The following is a 25332-nucleotide window of genomic DNA, read 5'->3' as shown; positions in this document are numbered from 1 at the left end:
GTCTGAGGCGATTTTTTTGAAGTTAAAATCATGTATAGTCAGCCATATAAGCCAAAACAAAGATTAAATAGATGAAAAGAATCGCCATCGTTGAAGATGAAGTCGCTATTAGAGAAAACTACAAAGAGTTATTGCAGCAACAGGGCTATAGCGTACAGGGATATGCCAACCGACCTGCTGCGATGCTGGCATTTAATGCTCGATTACCAGATCTTGCCATCATTGATATTGGCCTAGAGAGTGAAATCGACGGTGGCTTTACTTTATGTCAGTCACTACGTTCAATGTCTAGCAGTTTACCAATCATTTTTTTAACCGCTAGAGACAGCGATTTTGATACTGTCTGTGGTTTACGTTTAGGCGCTGATGATTATTTATCAAAAGATGTCAGCTTCCCGCATTTAATCGCACGTATTGCTGCATTATTTAGACGTTCAGAACTTATCGGCGCAGCCAACGTTGAAGATAATTTAATTGAACACGGCGCGTTAACCATTGATGGTAATCGTATTCAAGTGTATTGGAATCAACAACCGATTGAGCTCACGGTGACTGAATTTTGGATGGTACACGCCATGGCGAAACACCCTGGTCATGTCAGAAGTCGCCAAGATTTAATGCAAGAAGCTAAGATATTTGTAGATGACAGTACAATTACTTCTCACGTTAAACGGATCCGTAAAAAATTTATTAGTGCCGACAAAAACTTTGATTGTATTGATACGGTTTACGGCATGGGCTATCGCTGGGACAGTGTCAATTAATGTTTAATATTCCCATTGGACTAAGGGCCAAAGTTGTCATTTTATCGCTATTTTTGCTGTGCTTACCTTGGCTTGGGTACGAGTATGTATGGGAAATGGAAAAGTACTTACGTCACGGCCAGGAAAAAACCCTTGAAGGTACAACTCAAGCTTTAGCCACCGCCTTACATGAACGGCCAAAACTGTTTAATCATCAAGCCAGCTTTTTAAGTCAGGTTGAAAAAGGTCGTGACTTATACGCCTACCCGCTTTCTGGCCCAATCCAATTAGATGGTAAGCTACACGATTGGCAGCAATACCAACATCGAATGATTAACTACTCTAAAGAGCACGTGATCTTTAATCGAAATGAAAACCAACCAGTCGATATTCACTTTACGCACATGGTGGGTAAATATGCCGGGTATTTATATGGCTTTTTTCAAGTCAATGACAAGCACGTGGTATTTCGTAATAAAAATAGTTTACGGGTCGACAAGAACGATCATTTAGTCATCGCCACACAAGCGCCAGATGGACAATTTCGTCGTTATATTATTGCCAACACAGAAGATGGTTGGTTAAGTGCGTTTGAGCTACCGCAAGATCCCACTTTATCCATGCCGGTTACTCCAGAGATCCGTATCCAAGGTCAATGGTTAAGTACTGCTGAGGGTTACAATATTGAGTTTCGCTTGCCGTTATCAATGGTGGGAAGCAAGCTTGGTTTTGCAATATACAATGTCGATGATATTAGAACTCGCACAGTTAATACAATAATTGGTACCTCAGCCATCGACTCAGTTGCCCATCTTGGTACGGTACTGGTGCCATCACCAGAAATTGAAAACATCATTAAGGGGATGAGCCATAACAGCTCTCGGATTTGGGTCGTCGATAACCATGGCAGAGTGTTAGCAAAATCTGGAGATATCCGTGCCAATAACAATGTTTGGTCATCCAGTTTGGCTGAAACTCAAACCAGTAGTGCTTGGAGTCAGTTTAAAAAAGATTACTTATTACCACTTTATTATAAAATCCTTACTAAGCCGCCACAGGACTTTGTCGACTCGTTGCAAGACTCTACCGAACTAAGCGGTAGTCATATTCAACAGGCATTAAATGGCAAACGAGGCTCAACTTGGCGTTTAACTCCTGACAATAAAGCGGTGGTATTGGCTGCTGCGAGCCCTATTTGGATTGATGATAAAGTGATGGGTGCTGTCATTGCTGAAGAAACCACGCATGGCATTCGTACATTGCGTAACCGTGCATTAGAGAAGCTATTTAATGTCATCTTAACGATTATGAGCATGGGTACGCTTGCCTTATTTATTTTCGCCTCAAGTATTTCTAGCCGCATACGTAAGTTACGAGATCAGTCAGAGCAAGCCATCGATAGCCAAGGCAGAGTTAGACAGCAAATTGTGCCTTCTAAAACCCGTGATGAGATTGGGGATTTATCACGAAGTTTTGCCAATATTGTCGGACGATTAGGCCAATATACTCACTACCTTGAAAACATGTCATCTCGCTTATCTCATGAGCTTAGAACACCTGTTGCTGTTGTTCGATCTTCACTTGAGCATTTAAGCTTGCAGCCACTTGAACCAGCAAGTGAAAAATACGTTAATCGTGCACAAGAAGGCGTTAGCCGCCTACATTTAATCTTAAATAACTTAAGCGAAGCCACGCGGCTAGAAGCAAGTTTGTCCCACGCCGAGCGCAGTGAATTTCCGCTGCAACAGGTTGTCAGTGGTTGTATGCAAGGCTATCAATACACTTATCCAGACAACGAATTTGCAATCGACATTGCGACTAACCAAATGATGATGAATGGCGTGCCCGAGTACATAGCGCAATTGATGGATAAATTAATTAATAATGCTATTGAGTTTAGTACTCAAGATCCCATACAAGTATCGTTAACTTTATCTGGCAAAATCGCTACCTTAAAAGTCACCAATAGAGGACCGTTACTGCCAGTCAACATGAGTGAGCAAATTTTCGAATCAATGGTATCGATCCGTCCTCAAGGCGTGCAAAGTAAGCCACACTTAGGATTAGGCCTATACATTGGCAGACTAATTACTGAGTTCCATAAAGGGACAATAAAAGCTGATAACCTTGCAGATGGAACGGGAGTTACTTTCACGCTCACCTTCCCTGTAACTGAAGTAAAATAACTTTATTTTAGCCGTATAGATGTTAGGATGGCTAAAATATCAAATACGCCTATCACCTTGTAAAGATTGGGAATGCATTTATGAGTCACCAGCAAGATAAATTAGCCACTCAAATTGTCAGTGTTGGCCGAGACAAAAAGTACACTAAGGGCATTATTAATCCGCCCGTATTTCGTGCATCTACTGTTGTTTTTGACACGATGGATGACATGCGTTTTGCGATAAAAAACAAAACTAATGGTGAAATGTTTTATGGTAGACGTGGAACACCGACTCACTTCTCATTCCAGCAAGCAATAAGTGAGCTTGAAGGCGGTGTCGGCACTGCATTATACCCTTCTGGTTCAGGCGCTATTAGTGGTGCTTTACTATCATTTCTAAAAAGTGGCGATCACTTACTTATGGTCGACAGTGCTTATGAGCCAACACGAGACCTGTGTAATAAGTTACTGGCAGGCTTTGGAATTGAGACCACCTACTACGATCCATTAATTGGCGAAGGCATCAAAGAACTTATTCAGCCTAATACCAAGGTTTTGTTCTTAGAATCTCCTGGATCAATCACTATGGAGATTCAAGATGTACCGACATTAAGTCGTATAGCCCATGAACATGATATTGTGGTAATGCTTGATAATACTTGGGCGTCACCAATCAACTCACGTCCATTTGAGATGGGCGTCGATATTTCAATCCAAGCTGCAACCAAGTACATTGTTGGCCACTCTGATGTCATGATGGGAACAGCGACAGCTAATGAAGCACATTGGGAACAATTGCGTGAAAATAGCTATTTGATGGGACAAACCACCTCGCCAGATGATGTTTATATGGCTGCACGAGGATTACGTACTTTGGGCGTACGTATGGCGCAACATGATAAAAATGCACGCATAGTCGCTAATTGGTTAGCAAGCCGTCCAGAAGTGGATCACCTCCGTCATCCTGCCTTTGATACTTGTCCTGGCCATGAATTTTTTGAACGTGATTTTAGTGGTGGTAACGGTTTGTTCTCGTTCGTATTAAAACAAGGTAACTTAGCTTCGGTCACTGCATTTGTAGAAAATATGCGCCACTTTAAAATGGGCTTTTCATGGGGGGGTTATGAAAGCCTCATCCTTGGTGTTTTTGGTATTAATAAACTGAGAACCGCCACTCAATGGGATAGCAGCAAACCACTTATCAGGTTGCATATTGGTTTAGAAGATCCTGAAGATTTAATTGCAGACTTAACCGCCGCTTTTGAGCGTTATGCAGAAGTGGAAGCCAAACGTTAACTCGTCAATTTAGTTTAAAAACGTTAGCGAAAATACAAAAAGGCCAAACATACTTGTTTGGCCTTTTTATTAAATGAGTGAAGCTTTACCGGTTTCAAGCATTATTCCACCAGCAATATGGCAGCACTTCAACCAGCAACTATCTTAGGAAATACTTTTATTAGCATCATAATCTAGTGCTTTCGCCTTTAATTGCTGTATATCTGATGCGCATAAATACCTTTTTAACGTTTCAAACTTTTCAGCAGGCCAATCATAAATGTTGAGCAGTGTCAGCTCTTCGATGATAGCAGGCTCAAAACGATATTTAACTAATCTGGCAGGAGAACCACCAACAATACTATAAGGAGCAACATCTTTAGTTACTACGCTATTCGCAGCAACGACAGCACCTTCACCAATGGTGACACCTGGCATTATCATGGCTCGCATACCGATCCATACACCATCATGAATATAAGTATCGCCTTTACCAATGTAAGCTTCATCGATGTAATCCATAAATGGGTACAAGCAAAACCAATCAGTTCGATGAGTGTGATTTCCTCCCATCAAAATGACGGCCTCAGCGCCAATACAAACGTAATCACCAATATGGAGCTTATCAATTTCCCATCTAGGCTCCCAATGACGACTGATTTCATCACCGTGTAAATACCTGACAACCGATTCTTCAAAACCATTATCCCAACTATCACTATAATAGCTATGTGTTCCCTTTATTGTGATATTGGAGTTAGTCACGACATCATGTAACAACTGAAATCTAGACCAGTGTCTTTCATGCATATATAACCTCAAGCTAATATTAAATAATAAAATGATTTACTTAACATTGAGCTCGTCAATGGATTCGAGGTTGATTTAATAACGGGATAAGTTGCATTGTGATACTCTACGATAGATACAGCTTACAATAACACACATGTATAGTGACTTGTAAAATATATTTATTATTCTAACTTTGACATCGTTTAACTTTGACATCGTTTTGGGTAAGTAACTGCCCGTACTAAACCTGATAGACAAAGATCAATTTGGCTAATTTGCATTCACAATTGATTGCAAGACTTTACGTAACTCATCACTATTTTGTTTCGATAACCCAAGAATGATACTCGGTTTTTGGCCACGTGTTTCTATTTCAATTTTATCCCAGATGATCCCACTTCGATAATTGAATCCAGCAATCTTATTCCAAGGCACTTCGTCAGTATTATTCCAAAGACGAAATATCCCCGGTGAGTTAATGGTAATTTTATCTTCATCGGTAATGATTTCTTGCGGCAACAAACGGAAACGAAACAATAATGAAGCAAGCACTTCTGCAGTAAAATGCATGGATATTTGTGTCACATCAACACTTATTTGGCTAAAACGATAATGACAATACCCGCATACTTTTGCCCCTTCAGGCAAGGTATGGCTGCAGTCTGGACACGTATGCCCTGATAAAAAAGATAAACAGGCAGCGCATTTTACTGCGCCGCTAGCAATGCTCGTTTTGCAATAGGGACAGTCCATATACCCTCACTCATGTATTTAACAGAAAACAGATTCATGCCTTAGGTTTGAGTATAGAAGCTTCGCCTTAAGCATGTTATTTGATATTTACTCATTAGCGACTATCAGATAATGCTTAATAGCTCATTGCTAGTCGTTAATGTTTATATCTAACAATGAGTGTCTAATAGACATCATCGACGCTATTTATCTGAATGTTATTTTCAAATTCCGACACTAAATCGAGTCAATACAAGCAGTTAATGCTATACAAAGCTAGACTAAATAGCAGGTTGTGCTTGCCTGTACGCTTTGGTTCCCCATAAAGGTACTGTAGATAGACTGTGCTTATAACTACCTGATGTCTCTTTGGTTGAGTACGACACATACATTAACGTTTGGTTTTCTTTATCAAAGATGCGACGTATTTTCATCGTCTTAAAAAAGATACTTTTCGACTTTTTAAAAACAATTTCACCCGATGCTGACATATCAATACCGGCAATCATTTCCGGTGTAATTTCACCCGTTTGGCGGCATGAAATAGCTGAATCTGATGGGTCTGAAAAGCTTAAATCAGCTTCAATACTTGCCACATGACAAGTCACCCCAGTCACAATGGGATCAACCATCATATTGAGCTTAATATCTTTAGTGGTAAACACCCCTAAACTGACTTTACCCACATCATCACTACAGCTCATTGTGAGGAAACTTGTTGCAACAATCAGTAAGGCTGACGATAGTTTTTTGTTTAAAAATAAGCTTGATTGAGAAAACATAAAGCGACTTTTCCTTAAGAGTTAAATTCTTTGCTTGCCCAGCGCACTAATCCACTGGTTACACTGCCAAAGTGATCGCCAACAACAATATCTGCACCAGTAAACTGATCAGCAATGCATTGATGTATCACCGGACTTTTTGCCGTCCCGCCTGTTACATAAACAACATCAGGTAACACACCAGCTTCACCTACCGCTTGCTTCATAATAGTGACTAACTTAGCAACGGGTTGCTCAACAGCGATTTCAAACTCATTTTGATCAACAGTGACGTCAAATTCTGGCTCTATAAACGTTAAGTCTGCAGCATACGTTGATGCTGAGGATAACCCAATTTTTGATTGCTCAGCTTGACGCACAAACTGATAACTCATTTGGTGCAACCTTAAGGATTTTAGTCGAGTCAGTAATTGTGGCTGTTGTGCATCCTTGATTAGTTCATCAATCAACTTAGCAGTAGACAATGCGCTAAATTCACGCTGCGCACTAATGTCATTCACAGCAACCCCATTCCAAAATGGTTGGCGAGGCACTGTTAAGTTATTTTTTAGTTTCGAGCCTAAACCAAGATGCGGCATAAAACAGTTCATAGCAACGGCAATATCTAAATCATTACCGCCAACACGCTGACCACTGTGACCAAGAACATCATCTGAGCGATCGGTTTTATGCTGACGCTCTGGTCCCATTTTCACCATAGAGCAATCAGTCGTACCGCCCCCCACATCCACAACTAACACGGTTTGATTGCTATCCATAGAGGCTTCATAATCCATCGCTGCAGCCATTGGCTCAAACAAAAAACGTACTTCGGTGAATCCAGCTCGTTTTGCGGCCGTTTCTAATATCGTTTGTGCTTGCTGATTACTTTGCTCACCACCAATACCTTGAAAGTTAACAGGTCGTCCAATAACGGCTTGCGTAATCGGTTCATTAATTAATTTGTTTGCACGGGACATAACCTCTAGCATCATCAATGTCACGATATCTTCAAACAAAGCAACTTGTTCTGGACGTAAACCACTGGCGCCAAGAAATGATTTTGGCGACCGGACATAAAAACCTTCATCAGGTAATTCCAGGTATGCGTCAATCGCTTCAGGCCCAACAAAAACCACTTGTTCGTCAGGGTAAATATCTAATTCATGGCGAACTTGGCGTGCACGGCTTAATTGTGATGAACGTAACTGGGCAAATTCTGGCTGAAGTTCTGGTGCAATGCGTTGATATACCGCTTCTGCGATTAACTCTCTATCCATTGCATATAAGGTAGAGGATAAAAAATGACTATCACCATTTATTGGAATTAAACTCACTTCACCATTTTTTTCTACACCAACAGAACAGTTTGCACTGCCATAATCAAACCCAATAAACATTTCTTACCACTCAAAATTTCAAATCAATGCTAAAAATAACACAAGCTTTATATCGGATCTTATAAAGTTTTGTGTTCACTGTTATTTAGCTGACAATTTCATCAATTGGTTTAATTTGCTTAATCAATTTGTTGCACTATTGAATTTACTGAAAACAGTGTTCGCCTCAATAACATCACAAAATTGTCATATTACTGCCTTAAAATACCTTTTGAACTTTATTCATATTAAACAGTGAATTAGCTATTCCACCCTACCGTATTATTTTCGCACCATTCGATTATGGCTTTTATGAAAGTATTACCGCAATGCTTTACAGGAGCAAAATGTGACTGAATCCCGTCATCTAAAATTCGTTGATAAAGAACTATCTTGGTTGTCATTTAATGAACGTGTATTACAGGAAGCTTATGATGTTTCTGTACCTCTCATTGAGCGAGTGAGGTTCTTAGGGATTTTTTCAAGTAACATGGATGAGTTTTTTCAGGTCAGAGTCGCTGCAGTGAGACGAGCGATACTCGTTTCTGGTATCAGTTCTAAACAAATTAAGTACCAGCAATTAATGAACAAAATTCAGGAAAAAGTATTCGACTTACAAGAGAAGTTTGATCAAATTTATCCTGTATTAATGAAAGAGTTAGCCCGCTGTAATATCTTTTTAATTAACGAGACTCAACTGAGTGAGTTTCACAGTGCCTGGCTTAAGAAGTACTTTAAAAATCAATTAAAGCGTCATATAGCACCCCATATCGTCACCGATGAAAGTGATTTAGTGCAGCACTTAGTTGATGGGACTACCTACTTAGTCGCTAGCCTGCAATCGGGCGATAATAAAGAGTACGCTTTGGTGGAAGTGCCCAATAAGAATGTACCGCGATTTTTAGAACTACCAACTGAAAAAACATCAAAAATTAAACACTTAATATTGCTAGATAATATTATACGTCACTGTATTGATGATTTATTTAGACCTTTTTTTGAGTTCGATACCATTCAAGTTTTCTCAATGAAAATGACCCGAGATGCGGATTACGATATCAGTAATGAGCTTGAACAGACAACACTTGAACGAATGACAAAAGGGATTAAAAAACGTTTAAATGCTCAACCCGTGAGGCTAGTATATGACCGCAATATGCCTGTAGATATGCTAGAAATGCTAAAGTCACACTTGCATATCAGCTCTACAGAGTGTCTTGTGCCGGGCGGCCGATATCATAGCTTCAAAGACTTTATGGACTTCCCCAATCCAAGTCGAAAAAAACTGGTAAACGAGAAGCTTCATCCTATTGATAGCAGTCAATTTTTAGCGTTTGACAACAGTTTTGATGCAATTAGGCATAAAGATATTATGCTTAATTACCCGTATCATAAGTTTTCTCATTTTACTGAATTAGTCAGACAAGCCGCTTACGATCCAGCTGTTAAATTCATTAAAATTAACCTTTATCGAGTGGCGAAGAAAAGCCACATTATGCAGTCACTGATTGATGCGGTTAAAAATGGTAAACAAGTGACCGCAATCATTGAGCTTAGAGCCCGTTTTGATGAGGAATCAAACATTAACTGGACTCGGCGCTTAGCTGAAGCTGGAGTGACTGTGCATCATGGTATTCCGAGTTTAAAAGTCCATTCAAAATTATGCCTCATAGGCCGTAAAGAGCATGGACAAACCCAGTATTATTGCCACATAGGTTCAGGTAACTTTAACGAAGGAACAGCCCGTTTTTATACTGACTTTTCGTTGTTTACCGCCAATCAAGATATTGCTGATGAAGTCAAACAAGTTTTTGATTTAATTGAAAGACCTTACCGTAAAGACGAATTTAATCATCTCATCGTCTCGCCTTATAACTCGCGAACACGCTTGTTAAGCTTAATCGATGATGAAATTGCACAAGCTAAACAAAACAAGCCTGCCAGTATTCAGCTAAAACTGAACAATCTGGTGGATGACATCATGATTAATAAGCTTTATGAAGCATCGAGTGCTGGTGTGAAAATCACCATGCTTATCCGTGGTATGTGTAGCTTAATTCCACAAATACCGGGGCAAAGCGACAACATTAAGGTTTATAGTATTATCGATCGTTATTTAGAACACTCACGGGTGATGTTGTTTCATGCAGGTGGTGAACAAAAACTGTTTATTGGCTCATCAGACTGGATGACCCGTAATATTGATGAGCGCATTGAAGTATCAACACCTGTATATGATAAGCAGTTAAAACAAATGGTTATTGCTATACTTTCATTGCAATTTAAAGATAATACTAAGTCTAGGGTAATTAATCAGCAGCATGATAATCGCTATAACCCTAGAGGAAACAAACGCAAACTTCGTAGTCAAGTTGCTATTCATCAATACCTTAATAGCTACGAAAAGAAAGTAAAAACTGCATTAGCAGTCAAACATAACAATAAGAACCAAGCAGAATTACCACAAGAGGCTTAAATTGGCTGATGTTATTGCACAAGACTCACAACATTTTGTCGCTATCGACATGGGGTCAAATAGTTTTCACTTAGTTATTGCACGTGAACAAGACGGGCTTTTGCAAGTGTTACATAAAGAAAAACGCCAAGTGCAACTAGCCAAATACCTTGATAATCACAATGTGTTAGCAGAAGTTGCAATCGAAAATGGCGTTCAATGCCTTAAAGACTTTAGTCAGCGTTTTTCAAACTTAGCGAAAGCCCAAGTCAAAATTGTCGCCACACACACCTTACGGGTAGCCAAAAATCGCCAATCTTTTTTAACCGCAGCCCGCAAAGTGCTGCCCTACCCAATTAATGTTGTTTCTGGTCATGAAGAAGCGCGATTAATTTATACCGGTATCGCCCACAGCCAAGTGCTTGAACAAAAAAATATAGTTATCGATATTGGTGGTGGCTCAACAGAAGTGATTGTGGGTAATGAAAAACGCGCTAAACACTTAGCCAGTTTAAAATGTGGCTGCGTTAGCTATAACAAACGCTTTTTTGTGAATGGACACCTTACAAAAGAAGCGTTTAAACAAGCAATTCAAGCTGCAGATAAGCAATTTTCAGGCTTAAGCCAAGTTTACTTTAATCAAGATTGGTCACTCGTGTTAGGGAGTTCAGGCTCAGCAAAAGCCATCACGCTCGCCATCAGTGAAGTAACTGATAATGGCAAAGGTATAACCAGTAAAAACCTTTTAGCGTTAAAGAAACACCTCATCAATGTCGGTAGTATCGACAAGCTTGAATTCGAGCTACTAGATGAAAGAAGGATCCCTCTTCTTGCTGCAGGTTTAGCTATCTTAATCAGTTTTTTTCGGCAATTGGGAATTGAACATTTGCAAGCTGCAAAAGGTGCCCTTCGAGAAGGTGTCCTCTATGAGCTTGCCAAGATTGAACAACAAAATGATATTAGGCAACGCACATTATCGAGTTTGGCTCAGCTATATCATGCTGATGTTAACCAAGCATCTAAGGTGACTAAAACTGCTTTAACCTTATTTGAGCAAGTCAGTAATTCATGGCAATTAGCAGATTATCGTTGGTTACTGGAAGGCGCTTGTCAGCTCCACGAAATTGGCATTTCGATTAATTCAAAATCACATCACAAGCACGGAAGTTACATTCTCGAAAATAGTGACTTACCGGGTTTTAACCAGCAACAACAGCAAATGTTAGCCTTGCTGGTAGGCAATCATCGAAAAAAACTAAACTATCCTGCAATGACGATAGCTGATGAGATTCAGCGCCAAGCTTTTACGCGCTTATTAACCCTTCTGCGTCTCGCTGTATTGTTTAATTTAGGCCGAACATCCAGCAGCAACCAACAAATAAAAGTTAAAGCGCAACAAGCAGATTTGACGATTAAGTTTTCGCAGCGCAAAGAGCAGGATAAAGAAGCAATTCAACGCAGCGAGTTATTAAGACAAGACTTATATGCCGAACAAAAGAAGTTAGCCACTATAGGGATTAATTTGAGCTTTAAGTAGGTTAAACTTTAACTCATAAGAATGCCCAAAAAAAGTACACGCTATTATTCATAACGTGTACTTAAATAGTTCTTGAATCTTGTTAGGCCTAATTAAAGAGCAGTAATTTGTTAATGCTTAGTAAAAGCAAACTGATATAAGAGCGCTTTAACTAGCTTTCGTTTTGCGCTTGTTTTTGGGTTTCTTTTTGTTTCCGGCGCTGTGCAATGACTTGTTTTACTTCACTACCAATATGCGCCTCACCACGTTGTTTTGCTAGTTGAACTTGACGTTCACGTTCAATAAAGCGCTGACGTTGCTCATCTGAAATTTTATCAATACAGTGCGGGCAACTTACCCCTTGAACATACGCGTCTGTTTGCATTTCTTCTTGGGTGATTGGCATACGACACGCATTACATTGGTCATAAACCCCTTTTTCAAGCTGATGGTTAACTGCAACGCGGTTATCAAAAACAAAGCACTCACCTTCCCATAAACTTTGTTCAGGCTTGACTTCTTCTAGATATTTTAGGATGCCACCTTCAAGATGATAAACTTCATCAAAGCCTTGCTCTTTTAGATAAGCTGTCGATTTTTCGCAGCGGATACCACCGGTACAAAACATGGCGACTTTTTTGTGTTTATTTGGGTCAAGGTTTTCTTTTACGTACTCAGGAAACTCTCTAAACGTCTCGGTAACCGGATTAACAGCATTTTTGAAGGTGCCAATTTGTACTTCATAGTCATTTCGGGTATCGACTAATAGCACTTCAGGATCAGATATAAGTTGATTCCAATCTTTTGGTTTAACGTAAGTGCCAACCACTTCACGGGGATCAATACCTTCTACACCCATGGTGACAATTTCTTTTTTTAATTTCACTTTGGTGCGATAAAACGGCATGTTGTCATCAAAAGATAACTTGTAAACAATATCAGCTAACCCGTCTTGTGTTGCCAACCATTCAAGAAGCCCATCTATAGCTTGTTGCGAACCAGCTACGGTCCCGTTGATACCTTCTTTTGCCAGCAGTAAAGTACCACGGATTTCAGAGGATTCCATTTTATCTAATAAAGGAGCACGAATCGCTTCGTAATGGGGTAAGGCTACAAATTTATATAAGGCACATACGACAACTTGTGACATGTTTTTCTCCGCTATCTGAAACTTAATTTCCAGTGCATGTTTAGTGAATAATTAACCGAATTATTGTTTCCAATACCGTCTGGCAACCGCAAGATGGTGATCGTCATCAAATAAAAGCGCAGAATTGTACCTTGCTCACAGCATCAAAGCCAAATAAATAAGACTTAGATCACAAATAAAAAATAACCATCGCAGATTTTAACTAACAATTATCGCCATAAGGACTTAAAATACTGCCAAATGACTCAATACTATGCCCTATAAAGAAGTCTACCCTCATGATTTTATACAGTTTCAGACGTTGTCCTTATGCAATGAGAGCCAGATTAGGCTTACATTTATCAGCACTCAACCCAGATGTAAGAGAAATTGAACTGCGTAATAAACCCGAAGCCATGCTGGCTGTTTCGCCTAAAGGAACAGTCCCTGTGTTGGTAATTAATGCACATCACGATGTTTCAGCTGGGGAAAGTGAGGACAAAAGTGCTAAACGCGCTGAAAATATATTGGAAGAAAGTCTTGATATTGCCCGTTTTTCTTTATCTAACTACCCTAATAAGTGCTCTGAATACTTATGCGACAATGCTTATATCTCGCTACTTGAATCATTAGATGATGAAAGTACTGAAAAACTGATCAACAAAAATGACATTGAGTTCAAACCTTGGTTAGATAAATATAAATATGCTGACAGGCATCCAGAGTTTGATGAAATATATTATCGCGATCGGGCTTGCGAATTTATTCAGTGCCTAGAAGAACATTTAACTGATAAAAATCAATTAATGGCAGATACACCGACATTTGCTGATTTCGCTATTTTTCCATTTATTAGACAGTTTGCTCACGTCAATAAACCTTGGTTTGAGCAAAGTCCATATCAACACGTTAGACGCTGGCTGACTGCCCACATGGAAAGTGAGTTGTTTAAAGCTGTGATGGTGAAGTATCCATTATGGCTTGATGACACCAATAAACAGACAAGATTAAAATCAGATAGTTAGCTCCATTATTCCAAAAGCTCGATAGATTGGTTATTTAATCAACGATAAATCAACCTTTTGTATATATATGCACAAACATCCTTGAATTATGAATAATGACTGCAGTAGTTTATGTCATCTATAAGATGGATTTTATATTGAAATAGCTGCTAAATAGTAAAATAGGATTAAGCTTAAGTTAGTCTTTTTGCAGCGCTCAAGGATGTAGACATGGAACAAATGGATTTGGTTGTGCTACTGATCATATTACTGATCATGTTGCACATTATGTTTTGCTATCGCGCAATCACTACTGGGGCTCATATTGACGACGTTAAACGTTATGTATGGGGCACCATAAGCCTATTTTTTGGGCCTCTAGGTTATTACCTGTTTCAAAACCTACTGCCGCTAGACTCGTTAGATCCGAGAGAATAACTTAATAAGTGGCTAACCATCTGTTGAGCCACTTATTATTCACAATTTACTTTCACCTATAAATAACGGGTAAATTGACGGCCTGGTTTTAATGGCTTAACCGGTGCTTTAACTGCTGGTGTACCTATATATAAAAAACCTACGATTTGATCATCAGCATTTAAGCCAAGCGCTTTATTCACAATGTCACTAAATGCAAAACTCCCCGTTCGCCACACAGCACCTAACCCCAACGAAAATGCAGCTTGCTGCATAGCCATCGTGGCGCAACCTGCTGCTATATGCTGCTCTAATACCGGAACTTTAGGATGCTCATGCTGTTTGGTGGCAACCGTAATGACCATTGGTGCGCGATGCGGCATTACTTTTGCCTTCGCTATATAAGCTTCATCTTTGTTTTTAGCTATTGCATCTTCTACAAACGCTTCGGCCAGTTTATCCAAACCATCACCGGTAGCAATAATAAACTCCCAAGGCGTCAATGCTGCATGATCGGGAACCCGAGCCGCTGCGTTAAGGATAAAATCAAGCTGAGATTCACTCGGTGCTGGTAGGGTTAATCGTGGTGTAGATTGACGAGTAAGTAATAATTCTGATGCGTCCAATGGAGTGTCCTTTTTACTGAATTCAGGAAGATATTAACAAAAATCCCACATTAACGTGGGATTTTTTAATCGCATTGTTTTTCAGAAAAGGCAGATTAAGATAAAAATCGTTTGCCAATAAAGTGATCAACACTGGTGTAGCGACCACCGCCAAGCATAAGTAATGCAAGCAACATGAACAAATACGTAATGGCAAACTCAATACCGTTATTAAGTATGACGAAGTTACCTGAGCTCGTCAGCCAGTCATAATTACCATGCTGCTGAAGAATCGACTTGGCTGCCGCCAGTTTTTCTGCGGACGCAGCAACATTATCATTCGCTAACCATGAACTCGCATCCGCTATAGCAAGCCAGCCATTATCAATATGTACAGCAAACGCCGCCACAAACATAGTGAACATCATTGGAATCGCAACTAATCGCGTCGCCAGACCTATTAACAATAAAAATCCACCAAAAAACTCTGTCCCTGCTGCCAACGCGGTCATCACTTCAGGAAAAGGTAAACCCAAGCCCCAGTCTGGGTTACCGAACCAAGCTGCTGTATCGCTAAAGTGTGATAGTTTGTTATAACCGGCTTGCATTAGCACTGGCGCTAAATAAATTCTAAGTGCTAATGGGGCCAAGCCTTCAATATGCTTCAAAAACCCTAAAAATTGTTGGTATAAATTTACCATGTTCATTCCCTTAAATAGTATCTTCTGTCTCACTAGACCTAATACGTAGAAAAAAACTTTCAACTACCACGACTAAAAATGCATTTCACATAGTGGGGTTTATTTAATTTCTTTAGATAAGTCACTTAAATCTTCAATTAATTCAGACATCTTACGAGTAAAATGTTTACGCTGTTTAGCACTTAAACTTTGGTTGATTTTAATAATAAGTTGGCCAAATAATTGGGTATTTTGTTCCACATGTTGTTGATAAGCTGCAGATTTTAATTCATCAGGATTGGTCATTAATAGACGCATTCTTTGTTCAAGTAATGCCGTTTCATCCCGCTGCTCGATTGCAACTTGAAATTGCCTTAACCAATCTAAACGGTACTCTAACCACATATCCAAGGTCGCCACACGTTGTTGATTATATTCAGCAACTAATGCTGCTTGTTCATCAGATACAGAACCTAACCAATCATCCATACGGTCTTGAAGCTTTTCATTTGATTCGTTAACTAATTGTAGTTGAGTTTTACCTGCATACTTTTGGTTAAGTTCTTGGTTATCTTTCTTGAGCTGAGCAATTAGCTCATCTGCTTGTTCATCACTAAAGCTGGATAAAATCGGTAATAAATCAGGTAACACAAAATTAAAAATACGAAACCAATGTGCTTTAGCGTCAACAACTTGTTGCTGCCACATTTCGGGCGTTAAGGTTTGATTTTCGATGGCGACTGATAAGGATGTTAATTGACTACTGTATCGAACTAACTCATCTTTTTGATGCCAAACCAGAAATTTATCCAGTAATACATCAAACTTTTCTTGCTGCTCATCATCGAAGGTAACGTATTCTTCAACTCGCCACTCGATAGCCCAATCAAGAAAAAAATAACTAAATTTGGTGGAACAACCCGCCAGAAACATCACCAGCAACAATGGAATCAATGACTTTTTCAACTTGCATTCTCCCTAATTAGCGATACTAAATTAAGAATAATAGGCTTATGAGATTAAAGATAGGTATTTGTTGAACAAGATAAAATATGATGCAATTTCTTCATCGTGCTCTTTGGCATCTAACAAGCTCCTGCCTGCCATCATTAACGCCCAAGCTGCAGAATACATCCAAAATATGTTCATCATTTGGAGCATGAATTTTGGCGCATCAACCGATAAATTAGGGTGTAATGACAAGTATTGTGATGTTAGTTCGTCCGTTTGTTGTGGTGTTAAAGGATGAGAAGCAATCACCGAGGCGAGATCAAACATCGGATGACTGGTTGCGCAATATTCAAAATCGATGCAAACCAGTTTGTCTTGCTTAAGTAAAAGATTAAAAGGCGTTAAATCACGATGACAAAATTGTGGTGAAATTAAACAAGACTCGGCATCATTAACCCAAACATCCATTTGTGGTTGCATGGCTAATAATTGCTGAAAGTTAGCGCGCCAATCAGCATGATATTGGGTTAATAATCCTGCCTGCTGAGATTGTGCTAGACGAAGTAAATCATCAAGATATATTTGCCACTGCCCTGACAAGCTCACCACTTTGTCGGGTAATGGTAGTGTTATAAGCTGATTGAGTAATTGCAATAGTAATGGGACGGGATCGACGGGGTAAATTGACTGAGTAGGTCTTACAGGCTGGTTAAAACCAAACTCATCGTAAACGGTTGACCAGTCAAATTGCACCTGCTGAATAAACTCACTGATATAAAAACGTTTGTCGTCACTGATCCATAATAATGTGGGCGCAATGGACATCGCCGCGACATTTTTCCAGCAATCGACTTCATTATTTCTATCACACCACTGCGCTATAGATAGGTTATCTCTAACAACCCAATCTTTGCCATCCATGTGCAAATGATAATTCGTGTTACTGAGTCCAGTAGATAACTTTTCAACCCGAGTACATTGTTGGCTAATCAATAATGCTAATGCTGGCGGTAAGGCCTGCTTTAGTGCATTTGGTAGATATTCCCAAGGTTCATCCTTGTTCATAACAATGATTAACAGGCACTTTTATTAAGTGATATGGATGTGACACCATTATCTTGCTGCATTTTTTTACGCCACATGAAGTAACCGCTAATGGCCATAAAGAGATATAAAATCAATAAACCAGACGTTAGCATTAAGCCTTTTTGCAAATATAAATAAATCGACAGCGAGTTAATCACCATCCAGTAATACCAGTTTTCAATCACTTTTTTAGCCACTAAGTAAGTCGTCATTACTGCAAAGCATGTTGTTAATGCATCAAGGTAAGGAAACGATGCTGAGGTGTTATTTGCCATAAGGTAGCCGACAACCAAAGCTATAACAGTAGTCACACCAATAATTATTAGGTGAGTTTTTAATGACCAACTGACAATAGGTAGCTCGGTATTGTTAGTCTCTTTTTGACCGTATCGCCATAGCCAAAAACCATAAACCGCCATCGCCATATAATAAACGTTTAACACCGACTCCATTAATAATGAGACTTTCCAAAACAACACTGTGTATATTGCCGTGCTGACAAACGCCGCAGCCCAGCACCAGATATTCGTTCTCATGGCTAGGACTAAATAGGCGATCGCCAATATAACCGCAATAGCCTCCCATCCCGTCATTGCTGACGCTTCAGATATCGCCGTTTGTATTGGTTGTAAAATCTCATCAAGCATAGTGTTAACTTCTTATTATTTGCTAATACAGCAGTTTTTAGTTATTCAGTGTGACTTAAATCCAGCTCACCACCGATGAACTTACACACAAATACCGCTTTGCCCCACTTTTGGTGAGCAGCTTCCATTTCTACAGCGAGCATAGACATCACATCTGCATATTCACCACATACTTGGGTGGCCATCGCATTGGTTTTTCTTTCAATATTGCTATAAGTATCTACACGGCCGATAAACCATTTAATGGGATCCAAGTAGTTTTCGTTAAATGGGTACATACTGATTTCAGCAGTTAATTTCATTCTACATTCCTCGATATTACACTAAATTAAATACCGCCATAGTTTAGCAAACTATGGCGGTATTTTACTGTTACATAGCGTAAAACTGTTGTAATTATTAAAGAAATTATCTTCAATAATGACTTATCATTTCTACATAAACTTCACATCTAATGTAATGCCTAATTGACGAGGGTCACCATATCTTACGTATTGCTTGTCGGCCCAATCGAGATCAGGTTCGTTACCGAAGTAAAAACCCCTGACGCCATATTGCTCATCAAATAGGTTTCTGCCCCATAAGTATGCTGACCACATTTGAGATTCATAACCAATTCGAGCATTGAAAATAGTATAGGCATCTGACTTAGATTCATTACTATCTGAGTAATAAAAGTCACTTTTACCACTCGCATTTAGGTTAGTAAACCAGCCAGAATCGCTCACATAGCTCATGCCTGCACTGTAAGTAAATTTAGGTGCATGTGCTTGATCTCGGCCCGTTAAATCAATAACGTTGCCATATTTATCATTATATTGATAATCACCATACTCAGTTTCTAACCAACCGACGCTACCATAAAATTGTATATTTTCAGTAGCATAGTAATTAAAGTCAGCCTCGGCGCCATAGTTTTTAGCACTGCCAGCATTTTCTGTGTATAGAATAAAGCGCTGCTGATCATCAGGATCTTGTTGAGATGCTGAAACTTGTTGGTTTTGACGATCCATATAGAACACTGCAACATTGGTTGCTACATCGCCATCAAACCATGTCGATTTCAAACCTAGTTCATAGTTATATAAGGTTTCAGCATCGAACTCTTTTTTGTCGGACAATTCAGGCGGCAATGTCATGTTAAAGCCACCCGCTTTGTAACCTCGAGCAATTCTAAAGTAAGCGTTATGATCATCAGTTAACACTTTAGAAATGGCTAAATGTCCGCCCCACATGTTCTCACTTGGGCTAAACTCATCGCCGTTACTGTCACTGTATTCGCTTTCTCTGCGTTCTAAACGAAGACCTGCAGAAAATACATAACCGTCACCAAACTGAGTGTCGGTTTGTCCAAAAATGGCATAGTTAGTTGCTTCATACTCTGACACTAAGACTTCATCTGGCCAGCCATTGTATTCAGAATATAAGTCATTATCTTCTTGAAGGTTCATGCCATATAAACCCACTAACCAGTCTGTAGAATCATTAAAGATTCGACCTGCATCATTTGAGCTAATGCGGAATTCTTGAGAAATGGTTTTACGATCGCCTTGTTTGTCCCAAGTGTAATCATAAACACATGGTTCAGTACCAATCACAGCCCAATTCTCGTCATAAGCTGGACATTCTTTTGATGCCCAGTAATCAGGGTTAGCCCAGTCACCATCGTAATTATGATGATGGTCTGTTTGTGCATATGAGGTCAATGAGGTTAATTCAAACGTATCGAATTGAGAGAAAATCGCTTTAAAGCCTACACCTGTGGTTTTTTGGCTGTCTACACCAGGTTTGTCAGTAATGGTTTCAAAACCATTATTGTCTAATGTCCATGCATCATAGCCATTGTCAAAATTTGCATGCAGTAAAGTTAAGTCTAATTGGACATTTTCAGCAGCATACCAGCGTAATTTTGCACGAGCGGTAAACTCATCACGGGCATTGGTATCTTCGCGCTCAAGATATGTATTATCGCGGTAGCCATTTTGTGAGTGCTGCTCAAGCGATACGCGATATAATAATTTGCCTGAATCGCTCAATGGGCCAGAGCTAAAACCAGAAAATGTTTGTAAGTCATCATCACCAAGTGACACTTGGGCGCCATGCTCAAAAACATCCGTCGGATCGTTACTTTTTAAATAAATTAAACCCGCTAATGCATTAGCACCGTATTGAGTACCTTGAGGTCCACGAAGGACTTCAACTTGTTGCATATCGTACATGCTAGAAACCATGCCGATACCCGAGAGGTCAATATCATCAACAATAAAACCAACCGATGAATTAGGGGCACCTTGATATTCTTCTTGCTCACCGACACCACGAATTTGAAAATATTTAGGACGCGAGCTGCCACCAGACCAGTTAAAATTGGCGATTGAATTTAATACGTCTTCGAAATGTTGAGCACCTTCATCTTGTAATTGTTGGCTATCAATGACAGTGACACTCGATGGAACTTTTTCAAGTTCAACACCACTAAAGTCAGCGTTAACAACAATCACTTCCATTTTTTCGGCATTAGGTGCAACACGTTCAATATTTTCAGTTTGAGCGACAGCTGAAGTAGATAAAGCGGCGAGAATGGCAACCGCCAAAGGCGATTTTGATTTAAATAAAGACATAGGACCTCAAATGTTCATTTTGAGATCCGGCAAGCATAGTGAATTAGTTTGTGCATCCATGACAAAAATAGCAAGTAAAGCATGCAGCCCATTCCTACGCCGGTATTAGCCGGATCAGGTTCTAAGGGTTTGTCATAAGACATCTCAGTTTACGAGAAAAGCGCAAACACCCCTTGGCGAGGCGGATTATAAACGATTCAACTAAAGTGCGACACTATTAGTGAACACTTTTCATTAACTAAATCAATACAAGCTGGCTTCAGAAACAATTGAATGATTAATAAGAGCACAAAATGCGTGATACTAGCACGAAGGCATGTAATAAATTGTGGTATTTAAACCATAAAAAAAACACCCTATTATTGGGTGTTTTATTATGAGTTTATTTAGCGGCTAAATTGGACTCAGTGAGAAGAAAACCAACGGCTAATGAATCACTAAATCATCACCAATTATGCACGGTATGATGCACGTAACGCTCTAAATAAGTGACGTTAGGATTAATTTGAAAACGCTTTTCTCACATACACTTCAAACCGGGTAGCATTGGCATTAGGCGCTAACGCACTCACCTGCATTTGCTGCTTACCGTGTAGTTTTAATGATTTCCAACTCACGCCTTCATCTTCAATAGTAAAGTCGTTTGCATCGTACCAAGTAAATTTATACTGCAGTCTTAAATCAGTAGACACTTTACTTAAAATCAGTGCGGAGCCTTGCAGTAAATCAGCTTGAGTGCGGACTCTGACTTGCTCAATACCAACTTCTCGGGAAAATGAATTATTGTCGACTCGAACAACACCATTAGATCCTGCTGATAATCCAGCGGTGTGATTTGCACAACCAGTCATCAACAAAAATAAGGTTACTATTACGATTGAAATCTTCATCATTTATCCTTTTAACACTGTGAATGTGAATCCCATAGGTATTAAAGCGCTTCAGTCATCTTATTATTGATCTAACAAGAAGTGCGCTCTTGCTGTCGCAATAAGCTGTTTTCTGTTTGTTTGCCAACAATTAATACTCACATTTGCAACTCTGCGGCCTTGGCGAGTAATTTTACACTCTGCAAACGTATCTTGATGCAAACCTGCTCGTAAATAATCAATTGAAAAATCGATTATTTTTGGCACCTTTTTAGCTTGCATAAACACCATTAGTTGCACGATAGCAGACATTTCCATAAAGCCAGCAATCACGCCACCATGAATGGCAGGTAAAATAGGATTACCGATATTGTCGTCTTTAGCGGGTAATTTAAACACCATTTCATCACCAAAGCGATTAACACTCATGCCGATGAATTGTGTATAAGGCACTTTCGCCAGTAAATAACTGTAGTCGTTTAAGTCTATTGCTCGTTTTACAATATCATGGACATTAATTTCTGCCGCCACAATATCAGTAAGACTTGCCTGAGTAGTTGCTTCTTTAATAAGTGTAGTCCCATTCTCAGTCGCTAACTCATTGACCTTGATATCTGATTCCCCCATTAATGCCTGACGAAACTCTTCCCCCACCATTTCAGGGCTAATACGCATAAAGGAACCAACAGCATGAGCAATGGGATCATCAATACTGTCTTGATAAGCAATTGCACGAGTAAAAGCAACATTAGAGGATAAACGATAGCACTCTGCAAAAGCGAAAATAGGCTTATCTGGCTCTGCAGGTTTCATATAATCAACCCGCAAATCTAACGTGGGTGATATTTCTAATGATTGATATTTTTCTAAAATCGCACTGACCACTGCCGTACCAGACGCAGTATCAATTAACGTAGTGACGACACCACCATGAATAACACCAGTATCAGGATCGCCAATAATGTCCTGACTATATGGCAACTCTAACAGTACATGGTGCTCACTGGCTTCAAGAACCGAGATTTGTAAACGACGACAATGTGCTAACTGGCCAACAAAACGCGTGGCCACTTCAGTTAACGGGAAAAACTCACTGTTTATTTTCATTAATGGCTACTTAGTCTTTACGGCTTAACATTGGGCCAAGTGGCTTACCGCCCACCAAATGCATATGAATATGGTAGACCTCTTGGCCACCATGCTTATTACAATTCATAATTAACCGATACCCGTCTTCGGCGATACCAGCTTCTGCAGCTAGTTTGGCTGCAACAGTCATCATACGTCCGAGTGCAAGCTCATCTGACGCTTTAATGTCATTAGCTGTCGGAATTAAGTGATTTGGAATGATTAAAATATGCGTTGGCGCTTGAGGGGAAATATCACGAAATGCAGTGACCAACTCGTCTTGGAATAAAATATCCGCTGGGATTTCACGACGAATAATCTTACTAAAAATGGTTTCTTCGGCCATGTGTCATCATCCTTTTATTATGCGTTAGTTAACGTGGGTAATCGCAATGCTTGGCTAGATTATCTTATAGTATCAACTGCAGTGTTTGTCACTCCAGTCAAAACCATAAACAGTTGTTACTATTCATGTACAGATGGATTTGCACATTAGTAATGAATTTGGCAGCATTGGGTTTCTTCTCGTTCTTATTTCTTTTCAGCAACACCTACTTACTTGGAAATTGCTCATGCATTATCACATCATTGCTATCGATCCTAAAGCACATTTGTTTGAAGTCACTCAAACTATTCAAGATGCAAAACCACAACAGATATTGTCTTTACCTTCTTGGCTTCCAGGCAGTTATATGATCCGTGATTTTGCCAGAAATCTAATTGAAATAACCGCAGTGGATGAGCAAAACACGCCAATTGAAATCGAACAACTCGATAAGCAAACTTGGCAATGTAAAAACTGTCAGTCATTTATTAAAATTTCATATCAGGTTTATGCTTGGGATTTATCTGTGCGCTCTGCTCATTTAGACACAACCCATGGTTTTTTTAATGGCAGTAGCGTGTTTTTAAGTGCCAAAGGCTTAGAGCATACCAAGCACACACTAACGATAGCCAAACCAGCCCTTGATGAACTTAAAGACTGGAAACTTGCCACCAGCATGAAAAGAACCGCTGGTGAACAATACGGTTTCGGTGAGTTTTACGCAGATAATTATGATGATTTTATCGACCATCCCGTAGAAATGGGCCCACTTGCAATAGCCAGTTTCGAAGCCTGCGGTGTGCCCCATGATGTTGTGTTAAGTGGTAAACATGATGCTTCATTGCCTCGTTTATGCCAGGATTTAAAAGCCATATGCGAATATCAAATCAACTTATTTGGCGGTCAAGCTCCTTTTGAACGCTACGTATTTTTAACGACTGTTTTAGGTAATGGCTTTGGTGGATTAGAACATCGTGCAAGCACCGCATTAATGTGCTCAAGAAAAGATTTGCCAACAAACATGACCCATGAGGTCAACAAAGATTATCGCGTTTATCTATCGTTATGCAGTCATGAGTATTTTCATAGCTGGAACGTAAAACGTATAAAGCCTGCTGAGTTTACCCCATTTGATTTATCTAAAGAGGCTTATACTGAGCAATTATGGGCTTATGAGGGCATTACCTCATATTTCGATGATCTATTAACTTATCGCAGTGGTTGTGTCAGCCAGAACCAATATCTAACTATGTTAAGTGAAATTATGACACGGGTTTACCGTTCACAAGGTCGCTTCAAACAAACACTGTCATCCTCAAGCTTTAATGCATGGACCAAGTTTTATAAGCAAGATGAAAATGCCAACAATGCCATTGTTAGTTACTACACAAAAGGGGCTTTATTCGCTTTATACCTTGATTTAACTATTCGCATTGAAACCAAGGGAAAACTCAGTTTAAACGATGTCATGTTGGCGCTATGGCATGACTATGGAGCTAAAGGCATTGGCACTCAGGGTGATACACATCAGCGTATTATTGAGAAGCTATTAAACCGTAACTGTGATGATTTATTTGTTTATTTAAATAATACCCAAGATATTCCACTTGAACCTTTATTGAATAAAGTTGGTATCACCATGACCTTGCGTACCAGTGCCGGTGCTACTGATTTAGGTGGCGGTGAAACTAAAGGGCTTAATATTGCATTTGGCGCTAAAACCAAAGCAGAGGCATTCGGTCTCAAAGTACTAACCGTTACCAACGACAGCCCAGCGCATCAAGCAGGCTTAAGTGCTGGTGACTTACTCATTGCAGCCAATGACTTACAGGTTGATAGCCAATTTGAACAGCAATTACAATCTAAAGAATTGGACACAGAGTTAGCACTACATTGGTTTAGACGAGATGAGTTAATGCAAGGCACAATGCCAATTAAACTTGCTATAAAAGATACGATTAGTTTATCTATCACTGATGAGAAAAAACTCAAAATATGGCTATAAACCTTCGCTAGTTCAATAAAAAAGGTGCCCTAAGGCACCTTTTTA

At 39.5% G+C, this 25332-nt stretch carries 23 protein-coding genes, 1 pseudogene and 1 riboswitch; of the genes and pseudogenes, 8 read left to right on the top strand and 16 right to left on the bottom strand.

The features are described 5' to 3' along the window. Positions 1-71 precede the first annotated feature (71 nt). The 3 genes from pdsR to J8L86_RS13750 all read left to right on the top strand — a co-directional run bounded on the left by pdsR (position 72) and on the right by J8L86_RS13750 (position 4206). Entirely contained in the window at positions 72-764 is a 693-nt protein-coding gene (gene pdsR, locus J8L86_RS13760) for a proteobacterial dedicated sortase system response regulator (protein ID WP_065108291.1), read from the top strand. Beyond that, the gene (pdsS, locus tag J8L86_RS13755; RefSeq protein WP_211030826.1) at positions 764-2929 is read left to right on the top strand and encodes a proteobacterial dedicated sortase system histidine kinase; all 2166 of its coding nucleotides are present in this window, start codon (positions 764-766) and stop codon (positions 2927-2929) included. Before pdsR ends, pdsS begins: the two co-directional genes overlap by 1 nt. Positions 2930-3009: 80 nt before the next feature. Continuing rightward, positions 3010-4206 (top strand): cystathionine beta-lyase, encoded by a 1197-nt coding sequence (locus J8L86_RS13750; RefSeq protein WP_055024402.1) that lies wholly within the window; start codon positions 3010-3012, stop codon positions 4204-4206. A gap of 144 nt (positions 4207-4350) precedes the next feature. On the opposite strand, the gene J8L86_RS13745 is transcribed toward J8L86_RS13750, so the two are convergent. From J8L86_RS13745 to yegD, 4 genes are all read right to left on the bottom strand, one after another. Next, positions 4351-4995 (bottom strand): CatB-related O-acetyltransferase, encoded by a 645-nt coding sequence (locus J8L86_RS13745; protein WP_211030825.1) that lies wholly within the window; start codon positions 4993-4995, stop codon positions 4351-4353. Between the two features lie 252 nt (positions 4996-5247). Beyond that, on the bottom strand, positions 5248-5730 hold the full coding sequence (locus tag J8L86_RS13740) for a zinc ribbon domain-containing protein (protein WP_211030824.1): 483 nt from the start codon (positions 5728-5730) through the stop codon (positions 5248-5250). Between the two features lie 260 nt (positions 5731-5990). Next, positions 5991-6413, bottom strand: coding sequence for a CreA family protein (locus J8L86_RS13735; protein WP_055024496.1), 423 nt, complete (start codon positions 6411-6413; stop codon positions 5991-5993). A gap of 92 nt (positions 6414-6505) precedes the next feature. Beyond that, entirely contained in the window at positions 6506-7870 is a 1365-nt protein-coding gene (gene yegD / locus J8L86_RS13730) for a molecular chaperone (RefSeq protein WP_065108296.1), read from the bottom strand. A 328-nt stretch (positions 7871-8198) separates the two neighbouring features. On the opposite strand from yegD, the gene ppk1 reads away from it, so the two are divergent. Both ppk1 and J8L86_RS13720 read left to right on the top strand, forming a co-directional pair. Beyond that, positions 8199-10325 (top strand): polyphosphate kinase 1, encoded by a 2127-nt coding sequence (gene ppk1, locus J8L86_RS13725; RefSeq protein WP_211030823.1) that lies wholly within the window; start codon positions 8199-8201, stop codon positions 10323-10325. 1 nt (position 10326) lies between these two features. Continuing rightward, positions 10327-11841, top strand: a complete 1515-nt coding sequence (locus tag J8L86_RS13720; protein ID WP_247663407.1) for a Ppx/GppA phosphatase family protein — start codon at positions 10327-10329, stop codon at positions 11839-11841. 151 nt (positions 11842-11992) lie between these two features. Here J8L86_RS13720 and J8L86_RS13715 read toward each other — a convergent pair whose 3' ends face one another. After that, the gene (locus J8L86_RS13715; protein ID WP_211030822.1) at positions 11993-12970 is read right to left on the bottom strand and encodes a rhodanese-related sulfurtransferase; all 978 of its coding nucleotides are present in this window, start codon (positions 12968-12970) and stop codon (positions 11993-11995) included. 278 nt (positions 12971-13248) lie between these two features. On the opposite strand from J8L86_RS13715, the gene J8L86_RS13710 reads away from it, so the two are divergent. Both J8L86_RS13710 and J8L86_RS13705 read left to right on the top strand, forming a co-directional pair. Next, entirely contained in the window at positions 13249-13974 is a 726-nt protein-coding gene (locus J8L86_RS13710) for a glutathione S-transferase (protein WP_065108299.1), read from the top strand. 210 nt (positions 13975-14184) lie between these two features. Beyond that, entirely contained in the window at positions 14185-14391 is a 207-nt protein-coding gene (locus J8L86_RS13705; protein WP_055024395.1) for a hypothetical protein, read from the top strand. 56 nt (positions 14392-14447) lie between these two features. On the opposite strand, the gene J8L86_RS13700 is transcribed toward J8L86_RS13705, so the two are convergent. From J8L86_RS13700 to hinT, 11 genes and pseudogenes are all read right to left on the bottom strand, one after another. Beyond that, a complete protein-coding gene (locus J8L86_RS13700) occupies positions 14448-14996 on the bottom strand; it encodes an NAD(P)H nitroreductase (RefSeq protein WP_055024394.1) in 549 nt (182 codons plus the stop codon). A 95-nt stretch (positions 14997-15091) separates the two neighbouring features. Next, entirely contained in the window at positions 15092-15682 is a 591-nt protein-coding gene (locus J8L86_RS13695; protein WP_055024393.1) for a DoxX family protein, read from the bottom strand. A gap of 93 nt (positions 15683-15775) precedes the next feature. After that, on the bottom strand, positions 15776-16621 hold the full coding sequence (locus J8L86_RS13690) for a DUF6279 family lipoprotein (RefSeq protein ID WP_055024392.1): 846 nt from the start codon (positions 16619-16621) through the stop codon (positions 15776-15778). Between the two features lie 45 nt (positions 16622-16666). Beyond that, on the bottom strand, positions 16667-17671 hold the full coding sequence (locus J8L86_RS13685) for a phosphotransferase (protein ID WP_211030821.1): 1005 nt from the start codon (positions 17669-17671) through the stop codon (positions 16667-16669). A gap of 8 nt (positions 17672-17679) precedes the next feature. Next, on the bottom strand, positions 17680-18339 hold the full coding sequence (gene pnuC, locus J8L86_RS13680) for a nicotinamide riboside transporter PnuC (protein WP_211030820.1): 660 nt from the start codon (positions 18337-18339) through the stop codon (positions 17680-17682). A gap of 41 nt (positions 18340-18380) precedes the next feature. After that, a complete protein-coding gene (locus J8L86_RS13675; RefSeq protein WP_211030819.1) occupies positions 18381-18641 on the bottom strand; it encodes a YkoF family thiamine/hydroxymethylpyrimidine-binding protein in 261 nt (86 codons plus the stop codon). Positions 18642-18773: 132 nt separating this feature from the next. Beyond that, a complete protein-coding gene (locus J8L86_RS13670) occupies positions 18774-20960 on the bottom strand; it encodes a TonB-dependent receptor (protein ID WP_055024388.1) in 2187 nt (728 codons plus the stop codon). Between the two features lie 74 nt (positions 20961-21034). Beyond that, positions 21035-21144: riboswitch (TPP riboswitch) on the bottom strand. A gap of 316 nt (positions 21145-21460) precedes the next feature. Next, positions 21461-21853 (bottom strand): YcfL family protein, encoded by a 393-nt coding sequence (locus J8L86_RS13665; RefSeq protein ID WP_080915507.1) that lies wholly within the window; start codon positions 21851-21853, stop codon positions 21461-21463. Positions 21854-21913: 60 nt separating this feature from the next. Continuing rightward, complete coding sequence (locus J8L86_RS21330) at positions 21914-22360, bottom strand: PaaI family thioesterase (RefSeq protein WP_055024494.1); 447 nt, start codon at positions 22358-22360, stop codon at positions 21914-21916. A gap of 192 nt (positions 22361-22552) precedes the next feature. Next, positions 22553-22936: pseudogene (locus tag J8L86_RS21325) on the bottom strand (PaaI family thioesterase); the annotation flags it as partial. Positions 22937-22946: 10 nt separating this feature from the next. Further along, complete coding sequence (gene hinT, locus J8L86_RS13655; protein ID WP_055024386.1) at positions 22947-23303, bottom strand: purine nucleoside phosphoramidase; 357 nt, start codon at positions 23301-23303, stop codon at positions 22947-22949. Positions 23304-23529: 226 nt separating this feature from the next. Here hinT and J8L86_RS13650 point away from each other — a divergent pair, with 226 nt between their 5' ends. Further along, entirely contained in the window at positions 23530-25287 is a 1758-nt protein-coding gene (locus J8L86_RS13650) for a PDZ domain-containing protein (RefSeq protein ID WP_211030817.1), read from the top strand. The last annotated feature ends 45 nt before the right edge of the window (positions 25288-25332 follow it).

This window comes from Shewanella sp. MMG014, from assembly GCF_018100775.1.
Classification (GTDB): Bacteria; Pseudomonadota; Gammaproteobacteria; order Enterobacterales; family Shewanellaceae; genus Shewanella; species Shewanella japonica.
This window is presented reverse-complemented; position numbering and strand designations above follow the sequence as displayed.

Bases quoted from the DNA above. Each gene is read 5' to 3' on its own strand.
- J8L86_RS13715 (WP_211030822.1), bottom strand. From the start codon at position 12,970: ATGTCACAAGTTGTCGTATGTGCCTTATATAAATTTGTAGCCTTACCC.
- J8L86_RS13675 (WP_211030819.1), bottom strand. From the start codon at position 18,641: ATGAAATTAACTGCTGAAATCAGTATGTACCCATTTAACGAAAACTAC.
- J8L86_RS13705 (WP_055024395.1), top strand. From the start codon at position 14,185: ATGGAACAAATGGATTTGGTTGTGCTACTGATCATATTACTGATCATG.
- J8L86_RS13650 (WP_211030817.1), top strand. From the start codon at position 23,530: ATGCATTATCACATCATTGCTATCGATCCTAAAGCACATTTGTTTGAA.
- J8L86_RS13670 (WP_055024388.1), bottom strand. From the start codon at position 20,960: ATGTCTTTATTTAAATCAAAATCGCCTTTGGCGGTTGCCATTCTCGCC.
- pdsS (WP_211030826.1), top strand. From the start codon at position 764: ATGTTTAATATTCCCATTGGACTAAGGGCCAAAGTTGTCATTTTATCG.
- J8L86_RS13750 (WP_055024402.1), top strand. From the start codon at position 3,010: ATGAGTCACCAGCAAGATAAATTAGCCACTCAAATTGTCAGTGTTGGC.
- pnuC (WP_211030820.1), bottom strand. From the start codon at position 18,339: ATGCTTGATGAGATTTTACAACCAATACAAACGGCGATATCTGAAGCG.
- J8L86_RS13745 (WP_211030825.1), bottom strand. From the start codon at position 4,995: ATGCATGAAAGACACTGGTCTAGATTTCAGTTGTTACATGATGTCGTG.
- J8L86_RS13735 (WP_055024496.1), bottom strand. From the start codon at position 6,413: ATGAGCTGTAGTGATGATGTGGGTAAAGTCAGTTTAGGGGTGTTTACC.
- J8L86_RS13740 (WP_211030824.1), bottom strand. From the start codon at position 5,730: ATGGACTGTCCCTATTGCAAAACGAGCATTGCTAGCGGCGCAGTAAAA.
- yegD (WP_065108296.1), bottom strand. From the start codon at position 7,870: ATGTTTATTGGGTTTGATTATGGCAGTGCAAACTGTTCTGTTGGTGTA.
- J8L86_RS13710 (WP_065108299.1), top strand. From the start codon at position 13,249: ATGATTTTATACAGTTTCAGACGTTGTCCTTATGCAATGAGAGCCAGA.
- J8L86_RS13695 (WP_055024393.1), bottom strand. From the start codon at position 15,682: ATGAACATGGTAAATTTATACCAACAATTTTTAGGGTTTTTGAAGCAT.
- J8L86_RS13665 (WP_080915507.1), bottom strand. From the start codon at position 21,853: ATGATGAAGATTTCAATCGTAATAGTAACCTTATTTTTGTTGATGACT.
- J8L86_RS13685 (WP_211030821.1), bottom strand. From the start codon at position 17,671: ATGAACAAGGATGAACCTTGGGAATATCTACCAAATGCACTAAAGCAG.
- hinT (WP_055024386.1), bottom strand. From the start codon at position 23,303: ATGGCCGAAGAAACCATTTTTAGTAAGATTATTCGTCGTGAAATCCCA.
- pdsR (WP_065108291.1), top strand. From the start codon at position 72: ATGAAAAGAATCGCCATCGTTGAAGATGAAGTCGCTATTAGAGAAAAC.